Source organism: Noviherbaspirillum autotrophicum (assembly GCF_000818395.1).
Taxonomy (GTDB): domain Bacteria; phylum Pseudomonadota; class Gammaproteobacteria; order Burkholderiales; family Burkholderiaceae_D; genus Noviherbaspirillum; species Noviherbaspirillum autotrophicum.
This window is the reverse complement of the sequence record NZ_JWJG01000028.1, coordinates 4,564,153-4,577,732: the sequence shown is the minus strand read 5'-3', so window position 1 is coordinate 4,577,732 and position 13,580 is coordinate 4,564,153. Positions and strand designations below refer to the sequence as shown.

Annotated in this window: 19 protein-coding genes; 14 read left to right on the top strand and 5 right to left on the bottom strand. The window is 61.3% G+C overall.

Annotated elements, in window-relative coordinates:
* Positions 1-106: 106 nt before the first annotated feature.
* Positions 107-853 carry a 2,3-diphosphoglycerate-dependent phosphoglycerate mutase gene (gpmA, locus tag TSA66_RS22520; RefSeq protein WP_040041610.1) on the bottom strand — a complete coding sequence of 249 codons (747 nt, stop codon included), beginning with the start codon at positions 851-853 and terminating at the stop codon, positions 107-109.
* 91 nt (positions 854-944) lie between these two features.
* On the opposite strand from gpmA, the gene TSA66_RS22515 reads away from it, so the two are divergent.
* The 5 genes from TSA66_RS22515 to TSA66_RS22495 all read left to right on the top strand — a co-directional run bounded on the left by TSA66_RS22515 (position 945) and on the right by TSA66_RS22495 (position 3,817).
* The gene (locus tag TSA66_RS22515; RefSeq protein ID WP_040041609.1) at positions 945-1,346 is read left to right on the top strand and encodes a rhodanese-like domain-containing protein; all 402 of its coding nucleotides are present in this window, start codon (positions 945-947) and stop codon (positions 1,344-1,346) included.
* A 12-nt stretch (positions 1,347-1,358) separates the two neighbouring features.
* Positions 1,359-1,622, top strand: a complete 264-nt coding sequence (grxC, locus tag TSA66_RS22510) for a glutaredoxin 3 (RefSeq protein WP_040041608.1) — start codon at positions 1,359-1,361, stop codon at positions 1,620-1,622.
* 72 nt (positions 1,623-1,694) lie between these two features.
* Positions 1,695-2,198 carry a protein-export chaperone SecB gene (gene secB / locus TSA66_RS22505; protein ID WP_040041607.1) on the top strand — a complete coding sequence of 168 codons (504 nt, stop codon included), beginning with the start codon at positions 1,695-1,697 and terminating at the stop codon, positions 2,196-2,198.
* Between the two features lie 84 nt (positions 2,199-2,282).
* Positions 2,283-2,729 carry an SH3 domain-containing protein gene (locus tag TSA66_RS22500; RefSeq protein WP_040041606.1) on the top strand — a complete coding sequence of 149 codons (447 nt, stop codon included), beginning with the start codon at positions 2,283-2,285 and terminating at the stop codon, positions 2,727-2,729.
* Between the two features lie 59 nt (positions 2,730-2,788).
* A complete protein-coding gene (locus TSA66_RS22495) occupies positions 2,789-3,817 on the top strand; it encodes an NAD(P)H-dependent glycerol-3-phosphate dehydrogenase (protein ID WP_040041605.1) in 1,029 nt (342 codons plus the stop codon).
* Positions 3,818-3,894: 77 nt separating this feature from the next.
* On the opposite strand, the gene TSA66_RS22490 is transcribed toward TSA66_RS22495, so the two are convergent.
* From TSA66_RS22490 to TSA66_RS27180, 4 genes are all read right to left on the bottom strand, one after another.
* Entirely contained in the window at positions 3,895-4,224 is a 330-nt protein-coding gene (locus TSA66_RS22490; protein ID WP_040041604.1) for a cupin domain-containing protein, read from the bottom strand.
* Between the two features lie 41 nt (positions 4,225-4,265).
* The gene (locus TSA66_RS22485; RefSeq protein WP_052452534.1) at positions 4,266-4,622 is read right to left on the bottom strand and encodes a ribbon-helix-helix domain-containing protein; all 357 of its coding nucleotides are present in this window, start codon (positions 4,620-4,622) and stop codon (positions 4,266-4,268) included.
* A gap of 68 nt (positions 4,623-4,690) precedes the next feature.
* Positions 4,691-5,272 carry a DJ-1/PfpI family protein gene (locus TSA66_RS22480; RefSeq protein ID WP_040041603.1) on the bottom strand — a complete coding sequence of 194 codons (582 nt, stop codon included), beginning with the start codon at positions 5,270-5,272 and terminating at the stop codon, positions 4,691-4,693.
* Positions 5,273-5,540: 268 nt separating this feature from the next.
* Positions 5,541-5,681, bottom strand: coding sequence for a hypothetical protein (locus TSA66_RS27180; protein ID WP_157691755.1), 141 nt, complete (start codon positions 5,679-5,681; stop codon positions 5,541-5,543).
* A gap of 151 nt (positions 5,682-5,832) precedes the next feature.
* Between TSA66_RS27180 and gspG the strand changes: the two genes are divergently transcribed.
* The 9 genes from gspG to gspD are packed head-to-tail and all read left to right on the top strand — an operon-like array spanning position 5,833 to position 13,580.
* A complete protein-coding gene (gene gspG, locus TSA66_RS22475) occupies positions 5,833-6,297 on the top strand; it encodes a type II secretion system major pseudopilin GspG (protein ID WP_052452533.1) in 465 nt (154 codons plus the stop codon).
* A gap of 41 nt (positions 6,298-6,338) precedes the next feature.
* A complete protein-coding gene (locus tag TSA66_RS22470) occupies positions 6,339-6,797 on the top strand; it encodes a GspH/FimT family pseudopilin (RefSeq protein WP_040041602.1) in 459 nt (152 codons plus the stop codon).
* A gap of 1 nt (position 6,798) precedes the next feature.
* A complete protein-coding gene (gene gspI, locus TSA66_RS22465) occupies positions 6,799-7,182 on the top strand; it encodes a type II secretion system minor pseudopilin GspI (protein ID WP_040041601.1) in 384 nt (127 codons plus the stop codon).
* Positions 7,175-7,798 carry a PulJ/GspJ family protein gene (locus TSA66_RS22460; protein ID WP_040041600.1) on the top strand — a complete coding sequence of 208 codons (624 nt, stop codon included), beginning with the start codon at positions 7,175-7,177 and terminating at the stop codon, positions 7,796-7,798. The genes gspI and TSA66_RS22460 overlap by 8 nt, the downstream gene beginning before the upstream one ends.
* Positions 7,795-8,787: a type II secretion system minor pseudopilin GspK gene (gene gspK, locus TSA66_RS22455; RefSeq protein ID WP_040041599.1), complete on the top strand. Its 993-nt coding sequence runs from the start codon at positions 7,795-7,797 to the stop codon at positions 8,785-8,787. Before TSA66_RS22460 ends, gspK begins: the two co-directional genes overlap by 4 nt.
* Positions 8,788-8,814: 27 nt before the next feature.
* Positions 8,815-10,062: a type II secretion system protein GspL gene (gene gspL, locus TSA66_RS22450; RefSeq protein WP_040041598.1), complete on the top strand. Its 1,248-nt coding sequence runs from the start codon at positions 8,815-8,817 to the stop codon at positions 10,060-10,062.
* Positions 10,059-10,574 carry a type II secretion system protein GspM gene (gspM, locus tag TSA66_RS22445; RefSeq protein WP_040041597.1) on the top strand — a complete coding sequence of 172 codons (516 nt, stop codon included), beginning with the start codon at positions 10,059-10,061 and terminating at the stop codon, positions 10,572-10,574. The genes gspL and gspM overlap by 4 nt, the downstream gene beginning before the upstream one ends.
* A gap of 10 nt (positions 10,575-10,584) precedes the next feature.
* A complete protein-coding gene (locus TSA66_RS22440) occupies positions 10,585-11,358 on the top strand; it encodes a type II secretion system protein N (protein WP_040041596.1) in 774 nt (257 codons plus the stop codon).
* Positions 11,355-13,580, top strand: coding sequence for a type II secretion system secretin GspD (gene gspD, locus TSA66_RS22435; protein WP_052452531.1), 2,226 nt, complete (start codon positions 11,355-11,357; stop codon positions 13,578-13,580). Before TSA66_RS22440 ends, gspD begins: the two co-directional genes overlap by 4 nt.

Sequence of the window (13,580 nt, the reverse complement as noted above, 5' to 3'; positions counted from 1 at the left end):
GCCGTGATGCCGAGCGTGGCAAGGAATCTCCACGTGGTACGCATGCGATGCTTAGACAATCGAAATTCCCTGATGCCCGGTCCGATGGAGTGTGAAATGGGGCTGCTTATTTGGACTTGCCCTGGCTGGCGACGGCCTTCATAGCCGCTGCGATTGCTTCCTGATCGCCCAAATAGTAGCTCTTGATCGGCTTCAGGTCCGCATCCAGTTCGTACACCAGCGGCTGGCCGTTCGGGATGTTCAGACCGACGATGTCGGCGTCGCTGATGCCGTCCAGGCTCTTGATCAGCGCGCGCAGGCTGTTGCCGTGGGCGGAAATGAGGATCTGCTTGCCGGCGCGGATGGCCGGCGCGATTTCTTCATCCCAGGCCGGCATCACGCGCGCCACGGTGTCTTTCAGGCACTCGGTCAGCGGAATCTGTTCCTTCTTCAGCTGCGCGTAGCGCGGGTCATTGTAGGACGTGCGCGGGTCGTTCGGCTCCAGCGGCATGGGCGGCGTGTCGTAGCTGCGGCGCCAGACGAGAACTTGTTCGTCGCCGTACTTGGCGGCGGTTTCAGCCTTGTTCAAGCCTTGCAGCGCGCCGTAGTGGCGCTCGTTGAGGCGCCAGTCGTGCTCGACCGGAATCCACATCAGGTCCATCTCGTCCAGCGTCAGCCACAGCGTGCGGATGGCGCGCTTCAACACCGACGTGTAGGCCAGGTCGAAGGTGAAGCCGGCTTCCTTGAGGATCTTGCCGGCCTGGCGGGCTTCGGCGATGCCTTTTTCGGTCAGGTCGACGTCGGTCCAGCCGGTAAAGCGGTTGTCCAGATTCCAGGTGGATTCGCCGTGGCGCATGAAAACGATTTTGTACATGGTGATGATGGAAAGTGAGTGAAAGGGGATTCGGGATCCGAATTGGCTTCTATTTTATAATGTCGCGATTGTTTAACACTATTGAGGTACCGTGAAATTTCTCATTGATAACATTTGGCTCGTCGCGCTGGCGCTGGTATCGGGCGGCGCGCTGGCATGGCCGAATCTGCAGCGCCGCGGCGACCGGGTATCCCTGCTGCAGGCGACGCAGCTGATCAATCAGGGCAAGGCCGTCGTGGTCGATGTCCGTGAGCCGGGCGACTTTGCCGCCGGACATCTGCGCGATGCGCGCAACATCCCGCTCAAGGAGCTGAGCAACCGAATTGGCGAACTCGACAAGTTCAAGTCCAAGACGGCCATCGTCGTGTGCCAGCGCGGCGTGACGTCTGCCAAGGCCGTATCGCAACTGAAGCAAGCCGGATTCGCCGAAGCCGTCAGCCTGGATGGCGGCGTCGCCGCCTGGCAGGCACAGAGCTTGCCGTTAGTTAAGTAAGGAATCAGTGACATGACCGCACGCGTTCTCATGTACAGCACCGCCGTCTGCCCGTATTGCATCATGGCCGAGCGCCTGCTGAAGTCCAAAGGTGTCGAGAATATCGAGAAAATCCGGGTCGACCTGCAGCCGGAGCAGCGCGCCGAAATGATGGAAAAGACCGGCCGCCGCACTGTCCCGCAGATTTATATCGGCGACACCCACGTCGGCGGATTCGACGACCTCTCTGCGCTGGATCGAGCCGGCAAGCTGGACCCGCTGCTGCAAGGCGCGTAGACTTGGCAGTTCAACAACCGGGGGACGGCGTGCGCCGTCCCTTTTCCTTCTTATTTTCTTCGAAAGCGTGTCATGGCTGACCAAAATCAACAACCTGTGTTCCAGATCCAGCGGATTTATCTGAAAGACTTGTCGCTCGAACAGCCGAATTCCCCGGCCGTATTCCTGGAGCAGGAAGCGCCGAACATTGAAGTGCAGGTCGACGTCGGCGTCGAAGCGCTGGCTCCGACCGTCTTCGAATCGACCGTGACCATCACCGTCACTGCCAAGGCCAAGGACAAGGTTGCATTCCTGGTTGAAGGCAAGCAGGCCGGCATTTTCGAAGCTGCCAACATCCCGGCTGAACAGCTCGACCCGCTGCTCGGCATCGGTTGCCCGAACATCGTCTATCCGTACCTGCGCGCTAATATTGCTGACATCATCACGCGCGCTGGTTTTCCGCCGGTGCACCTGTCCGAGATCAATTTCGAAGCGTTCTACCAGCAGCGCCTGCAAGCACTGGCAGAGCAGCAGCAACAGAGCGGCACTCCTAACTCCGGCATCGTCATGTCGGACGGCACGCCCGCGAAGCATTAATTTCCAAACGGCATTTCGGTGCAAGGACAAGACACGCGCCGCAAGGCGACCGTGCGTACCGGGACATGCCGAGGGAGTGAATCGATGAAATTTGTACGTCTGGTGGCTTTTGCCATGTCGATGTCTGCCGTTGCCAGTGCAGCGGCCGCCATTGAGTTCAAGTCGGTCGGCGCAGCGCCGGCGGTGATGTACGACGCACCGTCGGCCAAGGGACGCAAGTTGTATGTCGCGCCGCGCGGCATGCCGGTCGAAGTGGTGCTGACCTATGGTGAATGGAACAAGGTGCGTGACGCCGCGGGCGACATGGCCTGGATCGAAGCCCGGCGCCTGACGCCGCGGCGCCACCTGGTTGTCAGGGTGGCAAACGCCCGAGTCCGCGCCTCGGCCGATGAGGCCGCGCCGCTGGTTTTCACCGCCGACAAGGGCGTGCTGCTGGAACTGGTCGAGCCGATCGCTTCCGGCTGGGTCAAGGTGCGCCATCGCGACGGCCAAGTCGGCTTCGCGCGGGCATCCGACGTCTGGGGCGAATGAGGCGTCACGCCTGTTCGCCGGATTCGAACACAACAGAGGTCGACAGAGGTAAGCGACTCATGCAAGCGTCAAAAGCAGCACACCCGGTAAAGATCTCGATATTAGGCGCGGGCGCCTGGGGCACGGCGCTCGCCATTGCGCTGGCGGACCGGCACCAGGTCTTGCTGTGGGGGCGCGATGAGCAGGCGATGCGTTCGGCAGCGACAACGCGCGAGAACGCAGCTTACCTGCCCGGGTTCGCCTTGCCCGACAGCTTGCAGGTCACCTCCGGATTTGACGAGGCAGTGGCGCATGTGGCGGGCAATCCCGAGGCACTCTTGATCGTCGCGTCGGCGGTCGCCGGGTTGCGCCCGCTGACGCAGCGATTGCAGGCGCATCCAATCCCCAATCTGGTCTGGCTGTGCAAGGGTTTCGAAGAACAGACGCGCCTGCTGCCGCATCAGGTTGCGCGCGACATGCTGGGTACGGAAGTGGCGCTCGGCGCCTTGTCGGGCCCATCCTTCGCACAGGAAGTGGCGCGCGGCCTGCCGTGCGCCTTGACGATTGCGTCCGATTCGCCGGCGCTGCGCGAGCTGGTCGTGGGCGCAGTGCATGGGCACGGCATGCGTGTCTATTCGACCGATGACCTGGTCGGCGTGGAGGTCGGCGGCGCAGTCAAGAACATCCTCGCCATCGCCACCGGCGTCGTCGATGGCTTGGGGCTCGGGCTCAATGCGCGCGCCGCGCTGATTACGCGCGGGCTGGCCGAAATCACCCGGCTTGGCATTGCGCTTGGCGGGCGCGCGGAAACCTTCATGGGGCTGGCTGGGATCGGCGATCTGATCCTGACGTGCACTGGCGACTTGTCGCGCAATCGCCAGGTGGGGCTCGGTTTGGCGCAGGGCAAGAAGCTCGACGCCATCGTGACGGAACTCGGCCATGTCGCCGAGGGTGTGCGTTGTGCGCGGGCAGTGCGTGCGCTGGCGGCCCAACATCAGGTCGAAATGCCGATTGCAAATGCCGTCGCGGCAGTGCTGTTCGACGGCGGCTCACCGCGCGACATGGTGGAGAGTCTTTTATCGCGCGACCCGCGCGACGAGCGAGCCTGATTCCGGGCGCGTCGCCTCACTACCTTTCGCATCATTCATTTTCCATGGCGCAGGCAGGGTGACGGCGAGTGCGAACATCATTCCGGCTTGCGCAGCATCGTCATCAGCACCGAGGAGTCCTCGAGTGCGCGCAGAGCGTAAGGTACGTTTCCGATAAGATAGATCATCTGCCCCTGTTGCAGAACCTGCGTCTTGTCATGTGCCTGCAGTTCAACTGTTCCTTCCAGGCATAGCAGCGTAATTTCACCCGGCACATGATGTTCCGGCATCGACTTGTCCGCAGGTAAAACGAGTCGCATCACTTCCAGATTGTCCGTTCTCAGTAATGCGGTCGATATCGATTGGGGCAATTTGTCTGCGAGCGGGCGAACGTCGATCAGTTCTCCGGAAGTGGCGTGGTGCAACATAAGGCAGTCTCCTTGACGGACAGTATTGGTGGCAATACGTGTTATCGAGACTGCATCAGCGGCATGTTTGTTCCATGCATGAGGGGCAAATGCGCCTGCGCGAGCGGAACGCTCTGATCGGCTGAAATTGCGCCGTCGACCATCAGCGACAGATAGCGCAGGCAGCACACGCGCAGGAACGACGTGAAGTTGTCGATTTCGCCCCGGTAGGCAATCAGCTCATCGTACAGCTTGGTGATAAGGCGGTTGGTGGTCATGCCGTCGCGCGATGCGATTTCTTCCAGCACGCCCCAGAACAGGTTTTCGAGCCGGATCGAGGTGACCGCGCCATGCAGGCGGATCGAGCGCGCCCGGCATTCATAGAGCGCGGGATCGGCCTTGACGAACAGTTCGCACATGATCGCTCCTGAAAACGAAGGGGATGCGCAAATCATAATCCGTTTTGAGCATCCCCATCTGCGGCGCGTTAAAGCGTGAGCCGGGTTCCCAGCAGGCTCAGGAATTGGGCGATCCACGCCGGATGGGCGGGCCACGCCGGGGCGGTGACGAGATTGCCGTCCGTTACCGCCGCATTCACTTCGATTTCGGCAAAGTGCGCGCCGGCTTGCTCTACCTCCGGACGGCACGCCGGATAGGCGGAGCAGCGCTTGCCCTCGAGGACGCCGGCTGCGGCAAGGATTTGGGCGCCATGGCAAATGGCGGCGATCGGTTTTCCGGCCTTGCCGAAGTGCTGCACGACCTCCAGCACCTTCGGGTTCAGGCGCAGGTATTCCGGGGCACGTCCGCCGGGCACCAGCAGCGCGTCATAGCTCGCCGGCTGCACCGCGTCGAAGTCGTGGGTGAGCGCAAAGCGGTGGCCCGGCTTCTCGCTGTAAGTCTGATGACCCTCGAAGTCGTGGATCGCCGTCATGACGTAGTCGCCCGCCTTCTTGCCGGGGCATACCGCATGCACCTGATGTCCGACTGCCTGCAGCGCCTGGAACGGCACCATGATTTCGTAATCCTCGCCAAAGTCGCCGACCAGCATCAGAATATTTTTTGCAGCCATGATTGTCTCCTCGATTGTCAAATGGGCAGGACGATCATTGTTGGGCAGTGTCGGGCAAGGCGGGTAATCGCCCGTTACTACAGCGTTGCGGAGCGGCTCGCCGAAGCGGAATGAAAAGAAGCGCCTGTCCGGCTTGAGCCGCAGTAGCCGGACACGCGACAGTCGGAGCGGCGACTGGGGACGGGCACCGCCGCTCCACGTTGGAACGGGAGCCCGGTGTTGTGTCGCAGGGCAGCAAAAATCGCGATTCCTGGCGATTATGGGCAAACTATTTGCGCTGCCCACAGTCATAGATATTCCGTATCGCAAGCAGCATGCCAGCCTCCGGCGTGGCATTTTCCAGCACCCATTGCTGGTCTGACAGGAAAACCAAACAGCTTTTGTCTTTTATCCTGACGGTTTTTGTCATTTTATGTCATGAATGACAAGATTTCTCCCAAATCGTCGCCCATTGGGGTGGCTTTTCCGGAAGTAATGTTCCTGATAATGCAAATGCATTCCTGACATGCATTGCGATTTATACTTGTGTTTTCTTTATTCTTTCAAAAGAAGTAATTTTTATGCGTAATAACCTGGTTCTTCGTTCCCGCAACGCGCTTTCGCGCCATGTCAGCCGCGGTTTCACGCTGATTGAAATCATGGTGGTCGTGGTGATCATGGGGATTCTGGCCGCGCTCGTCGTCCCCAAGCTGATGGGACGTACCGATGACGCCCGCATTACTGCCGCCAAGCAGGATATCGCGACACTGATGCAGGCGCTCAAGCTGTACAAGCTCGATAACCAGCGCTATCCGACCACGGAGCAGGGCCTGCAGGCGCTGATCGCCAAGCCGACCTCCGGCCCGGCCGCCAACGGCTGGAAAAGCGGCGGCTATGTCGACAAGCTGCCCAAGGACCCGTGGGGCAATTCCTACCAATACCTGTCGCCGGGCGTCAAAGGCGAGGTTGACGTGTTTTCGTACGGCGCCGACGGCCAGCCGGGTGGCACCGGCGTCGATGCCGATATCGGGTCGTGGGAACTGTAAGCACTTCCTTGCATCGTCCCGCCCATCGCGCCGCGCGCCGCATGGCAGCGCGCGGCTTCACCTTGCTTGAGCTGCTGGTCGTGCTGGTCATCGCCGGCATCATGCTCGGCGTCGTGACCCTGACCGCGCTCCCGAACCCGCAGCGCGCGCTGCAAGACGATGCGCAACGCGTCGCCCTGCTCATGCAGCTGGCGCGCGACGAGGCGATCGTGCGCAATCGCCCGGTCGCGTTCGAAGCCGGCCCGGAGCGCTACCGTTTTCTGATCCGCGACGACAATGCATGGTCGCCGCTGCCGCAGGATGATCTACTGCGTGAACGGGACTTCAAGCGCGCACCGGTGGCGCTCTCGATATCGCCGGCCGGCGCCGGGTCGTCCAACCCGTTGCGCGTCGTGTTCGGACGCGAGCCGGTCGACAAGCCGTTCGTACTGACCATGTCCACCGATGGCGCGAGCGTGGCGATCCACGCCGACGGCATCGGGCACTTTACGGTGGAGTGACATGCGACCAAACCGCCTCCCACGCCACGCCACCGGCTTTACCCTGCTGGAAGTGTTGGTCGCGCTGGTGATCGTCGGCACCGCGCTGGGCGCGAGCCTGCGCGCCGTCGGCAGCCTGACGCAAAACAGCAGCGCGCTGCGCGCATCAATGATGGCGACCTGGTCGGCCGAAAATCGCCTGGCGCAAATCCGCCTGGCGCGCGAATTCCCGGCCTTCGGCAAGCGTTCTTTCGCCTGTCCGCAGGACGAGCTGCAGCTGGTGTGCGAAGAGGAAGTACTGTCGACGCCCAACCCGTTTTTCCGGCGCGTTGAAGTCAGCGTGTTCGATGCGCAGAATCCGGAGCGCCGCATCATCAAGCTGTCGCAGGTGGTGTCCAATGGCTAGCCGCAAGAGCAAGGGCTTTACCCTGGTCGAGCTGCTGGTGGCGATTACCGTCATGGCAATTGTCGCGGTGCTCGGCTGGCGCGGGCTCGACACCATTGTCCGCGCCCGCGTGGCGCTGACGCAGGACCTGGAGCAGACGCGCGGCATCCAGCTTGCATTTGCGCAGATGCAAAGCGATTCGGCGCACATCGTCCAGCCGTCGACCATTGCGGGGCATGCCACGCTGCTGACCGGCCCCCAGCGCGTCACGATGGTGCGCACAGTGTATGCGGAAAACCAGCCATCGCGCGTGCAGGTTGTCATCTATCGCTTACGCGAAGGCAAGCTGAGCCGGTACGAGTCGCCCGCCACGCGCGACCTGACGGAACTCGATTCGATGTGGCAGGCGGCGCTCGACGAAACCAATGCCGTACCCGGCGTTCTGCTGCAGTCCGATGTCGCGCAGATGACCATCGAATCGTTATTCCGCAATACCACTGGCTCCGGCGTCACCACCACGCCGCCTGCGCCCACGGCACAAGGCAATGTCGCGATGCCGGTCGGCCTGCAGGTTGTCTTGCAACTGAACGGGCACAACACCGGCATGACAAAGATTTTCCTGCTGGGGGCGGCATGAACGCGCGCCGGCATTCGCATCAACAAGGGGTCGCAGTCATCACGGCATTGCTGCTCACGACGCTGGCCATCACCATCGTCGCCAGCCTGTTCTGGCAGCAGCAGGTGCAGGTGCGCGCGATCGAAAACCAGCGCCTGCAATTGCAGAAGCAGTGGATCCTGCGCGGCGCGCTGGACTGGAGCCGCCTGATTCTGCGCGAGGATGCGCGGCATTCGCGCGTTGATCACCTTGGCGAGCCGTGGGCCGTGCCGCTGGCTGAGACGCGGCTCGACGAATACGTGGAAAACAAGGACCCAAGCGGCGATGTGCCGGACGCGTCGCTATCGGGGGGCGTTGTCGATGCCCAGTCGCGCTTCAACCTCACCAACCTGGCGCAGAACGGAAAGGTCAATCCCACCGAAGTGGCCGCCTTCGCCCGCCTGCTGTCGCTGACCCGCCAGAATCCCTCGCTGGCCCAGGCCGCCGCAGACTTGATGGCGACCGCGCAGGCGGCAGCGGCGCCGGCCGCGGCAACGGGATCCACGCCGGGAGCGCCGGCGGCGCCGGTCTCCAGTTCCGCGTCGAAAAAACCGCTCGATATCTTGCAAATCGATGACTTGCTCGCGGTTCCCGACTTTACTCCGGAAGCACTTGCCGCTATTAAAGACTTTATCGTGGTAATTCCGCAGTCGACGAAGATCAATGTCAATACCGCGCCTGCGGAGGTATTGGCAGCTAGAATTGGTACACTGTCACTGTCCGAGGCAACGGCGATTGTTGCTGCAAGAGAATCCGCCTGGTTCAAGGATGTGCCTGATTTCGAGCAGCGTTTGCAAGGCAAGACCATCGATGCCGCGGACAAGCAGCAGCTCGCGGTAAGCACCAATTATTTCCTGGTGAATGGGATTGTGCGCCTCAACCGGGCGGGAATGCAGATGCAGGCGCTGATCGAGCGAAGCGGTTCCGGCGCCATGCCGACAACGCAGGTGATCTGGATCCGCGAGAGCTAGCGAATAACAAGAAAGAACGAGACGCCCTTGAGCACACTATACATCCGCCTTCCATCCAAGGCCGCCGCAGATAGCCTGTCGCCGGGCATGCCCCTGTACTGCCAGTACGCGTACACCGCCGGCAGCGGTGCCATCGAGCGCGAAGGTGTGGCCGCATTGTCGGAATTGGCCGAGCCGGTCGGAAAAGCGCAGCAGGTGGTGCTGTTGCTTGCCGCCAGCGATGTGACGCTGTTGCGCGTGAAGGTTCCACCGCTGCCGCCTGCCAAGCTCAGGGCGGCACTGCCCAATCTGGTGGAAGACAGCCTGATGAGCGATCCGGCTGAATGCGTGGTGGTGGTCGGCGACATGCTGCACGATTTGCGTACGGTTGGCGTGGTGCAGCGCAACTGGCTGGAAATGCTGAGCAAGACCCTGCGTGCGCTCGGTGCGCGGCGCGTGGTGGCCGTGCCGTCGCAATTGTGCCTGCCCCTGACCGACAGTGTCAGCGCCGCCGTGATGGAGCAGGGCGAGGATATCGAAGTCGCGGTGCGCCTGGCCGAACAGGAGGGAATCGGCCTGGGGGTCATGGCCGACCAGCCGGAGTCGGCTGCCTTCGACGTGATCCAGTCGCTGGCGGCAGTTGTGCCGCAGGCGGCACTCACGCTGTATGTACCGCAGGCGCGCCTGCGCGACTACCAGGAATCGCTGCACCTCGTTCCCGCTCTGGAAGAGCGCATCAAACTCGTTCCTGACAGCTGGACGCACTGGGTCAGCGGAGCGGCCGACACGTCGCTGAACCTGATGAGTGGCCTGGGCGGTGCGTCCGGCCCGCAATTCAACTGGCGCCCGTGGCGCTGGCCGCTGGCCTTGGCGATTGCCGTGCTGGTGATTAACGCTCTTGGCTTGAATATCGAATGGCTGCGCCTGAAGCGGGAAGCCGAGGCGCTGCGCGCCAACATGATTCAGACCTACCGCAGCGCTTTCCCGAAAGACCAGGTCATTGTCGACCCGCTGGCACAAATGCGGCAAAAGATGACAGCCGCGCAGCGTGAATCCGGCCAGATTGCACCCGACGACTTCATCGCCCTGGCGGCCGCGCTCGGCGAAGTGATGCGCAGCGTCGCGCCGGGCGCTTCGCCCATTGCGGCGCTCGAGTATCACGACCGCAGCCTGACGGTCAAACTCAAGCCCGGCAGTTCGGTGCCCGTTGAACCAGTGCGCAATGCGCTTGCAGCGCGCAATTTATCGATTTCGCAGCCGAATACCGGCGTGTGGCAGATCCGGAGCGCCCGATGAATCCGAACTTGAATGCACTGAACGAAAAGTTCGCCGGTTTCTGGGCTGCGCGTAACCCGCGCGAGCGCAACTTGCTGGCGGCCGCCTTGGTGGTGATCGTGCTTGGCTTGGTCTATGCGCTGTTGATCGACCCTGCGCTTGGCGGCCGCAAGGACATGGAAAAAAAATTGCCCGCCCTGCGCGAACAGGCAGCCGAGGTGCAGTCATTGTCGAAAGAAGCCGGTGCGCTCGCGAGTAAGGCCGCTGCGCCTGCTCCCGCAATCACTAGGGAAAGCATCGAAAGTTCGCTCAACAGCCGAGGATTGAAGCCGCAAAACGTGGCTCTGACAGGCGACTTGGCCAAGGTGCAGCTGAACGGCGCATCGTTTTCCAGTCTGATCGACTGGCTTGCCGAAATACAAAAGAGCGCGCGCCTGTCCGTGGTCGATGCCAACGTGGAAGCGCAAGCCAAGGCCGACACCGTGAATGCGGCCTTGACCTTGCGGCAGCAGCGCAGCGAGTCGGCACAGTGAGGAAAGTCCCGTGCGCCGTCTCGTGATATGGTTACTGGCGGGAATAGTCACTGTCGCGCTGACTTTCATCGCGTTTTGTCCGGCCGCCTGGATGGCGACCTTGCTGGAAAAGCAGACCGGTGGCCGTCTGACCTTGGGCGATCCACAGGGTACCGTGTGGCGCGGCTCGGCATTCATTGGCGGCGCGCCCAGCGGCAACGATCCTGTCACCCCCCTGTTGCCGGGGCGCTTTTCGTGGCGCTTGTCGCCGATGGTATTGCTGGGGCAGGTCGATCTCGACCTGGAAAACAAAGCGGCGCTGGCGCAGCCACTGAAGATAACGGGAACCTGGTACCAGTGGCTGGTGAGTGCAGATTCGGTTTATTTGCCAGCGGAAAGATTGGCTGGCTTGGGCGCACCGCTCAACACGATACGCCCCTCGGGGGAAATGCGGCTGTTATGGACGCCGTTGCAGGTAATGCGACAAGGCAATATCGTAAATGTGAACGGGACGATGACCTTGCAAATGGACGACATTGCGTCGCGTCTGTCACCGATCAAACCACTGGGCGCCTACCAAATGATAATGGACTGGCATGGTGCGCAGGCGCAACTTACATTGAAGACGATCAAAGGTCCGATGTTATTAAGTGGCGGCGGCACGCTGGCCAATGGCCGATTGCAGTTTTCTGGCAAGGCAGAAGCGGAAGAAGGGCAGGAAGAACGGCTGGCAAATCTGTTGAATTTGCTGGGACAACGCCGACGAGAAGGCGACAAGTATGTTATCGCGCTAGAGTTCAAATGAAAAAAAATCAATCAGCAGAAACATTAATACCGAAAAGACGCAACCGTTCGACGAGGCAGGGGAGCTGGCGCCGCGTGGGGGCCGCCGCGCTGATCCTGTGCCTGATGACTGGAATGCCGCCGGCCATGGCGCAAGACCCCGCTTCCAACCAAGCGACACTCAATTTCGTCGGCGCCGATATCGAATCGGTGATCAAGGCCATCGGTCATTACACCCGGACTACCTTCATCATCGACCCGCGCGTCAAAGGGACGATTAATCTTGTGTCGGAAAAGCCGGTCACCAAGGCGCAGGCAATGGAAATGCTGACATCGTCATTGCGCCTGCAGGGTTTTGCCGTCGTGAAAAGCGATGGAGTAACCAAGGTGGTGCCGGAAGCGGACGCCAAGCTGCAGGCAAGCCCGGTCAGCCAGACGAGCGTGCGCGGCGACCAGATCGCCACACAAATCTTCCGTCTCAATTACGAATCGGCCAATAATCTTGTCCCCGTGCTGCGTCCGCTGATTTCGCCGAACAACACGATCAACGCCAATCCGGGCAACAACAGCATCGTCATCACCGATTATGCCGATAATCTGAAGCGCCTCGGCAGGATCATTGCGGCGCTCGATTCGCCGGCGGCCGGCGATTTGGACGTGATGCCGATTCGCCATGCAGTCGCGACCGACATCGCCTCGATCGCCAATCGCTTGCTCGATCAGGCCGCGGGCGGTGCGCCGGGAGCGGATGCCGGACGGGTATCGGTGCTGGCCGATAGCCGCACCAATTCCGTCATCATCCGTGCGCCTTCCGCGGCGCGCGCCAACCTGGCGAAGTCGCTGATTGCAAAACTGGATCAGCCCACCGAGCTGCCTGGCAATGTGCACGTGGTGTATCTGCGCAATGCCGACGCAGTACGTCTGGCGCAAACCTTGCGCGCGGTGGTGGCCTCTGAGAGCGCCGCCCAGCCAGCAGGCACCACCCAAACGAATGCATCGCAACAACAGCAGTCCGGCTTGTCTTCTTCGGGGCAGCAGTCGCAGCTCGGCGGTGGACAGCCCCTGCAATCGACGCCGACCCCGAACGCGCTGCCCACCGGCGGTGCCGGCGGATTCATTCAGGCCGATCCTGCCACCAATGCGCTCATCATTACCGCCAGCGAACCGGTCTATCGGAACTTGCGCACGGTGATCGACCAGCTCGACGCGCGGCGCGCGCAAGTGTATGTGGAATCGCTGATCGTCGAGGTCACGGCTGACAAGGCGGCCGAATTTGGCGTCCAGTGGCTTGGTCTGTCCGGCGATGCGACCAGCGCGTATCGGGTCGGCGGGGGCACAGCCTTTGCCACTGGAGGCAATAACCTGATCGCCCAGACGATTGCCAAGAATGCTACGAACGGCAATTTCCTTCCGCCAAATAATGGCTTAAACATCGGTATCTTCCGTCAAATCGATGGTCGGATTGGCCTTGGAGCACTCGCGCATGCACTGGAATCGGATGCCAATGCCAACATCTTGTCGATCCCGAACCTGATTACGCTCGACAACGAAGAAGCGCGCATCATTGTTGGCCAGAACGTGCCGTTCATTACCGGCCAGTTCACTACGCAGGCGTCCGGCACCGCCGGCGCGAATCCGTTTCAGACGATCGAGCGGCGTGACGTTGGCTTGTCGCTGCGCGTGCGGCCGCAGGTATCGGAAGGCGGCACGATTAAACTCGCGATTTACCAAGAAACTTCCAGCATCCGCGACACCACTAACGCTGCAGGCATCATCACCAACAAGCGCTCAATCGAATCGAACGTGCTGGTCGACGATGGACAGATCATTGTGCTGGGCGGCCTGATCGGTGACGAAGTGCAGGACAGCGACGAAAAAGTGCCGGGCTTGGGCGATATTCCGGGAGTCGGCAACTTCTTCAAGTACAAGTCACGCAAGCGCACCAAGACCAACTTGATGGTTTTCCTGCGCCCGACCGTGATCCGCACCAGCGAGCAAAGCATCAATCTGGTGAGCGATCGTTATGACTATATTCGCGGGGTACAGGCAGCAGGGCAGCCGCAGCCTTCATTTGGATTGCCAAATATTAATGCGCCAATGTTGCCTCCGCTGCAAAACGGTCATCCGACCGGTGCACCCCTGATTAATTTAACCCCACGCAACGAGTCGGCCCAACCCATACCGCCGGCTACCGTGCCCGCAACGCCGGCCTCACCGCCGCCGGAGCAGAACCAGAGTAGATAG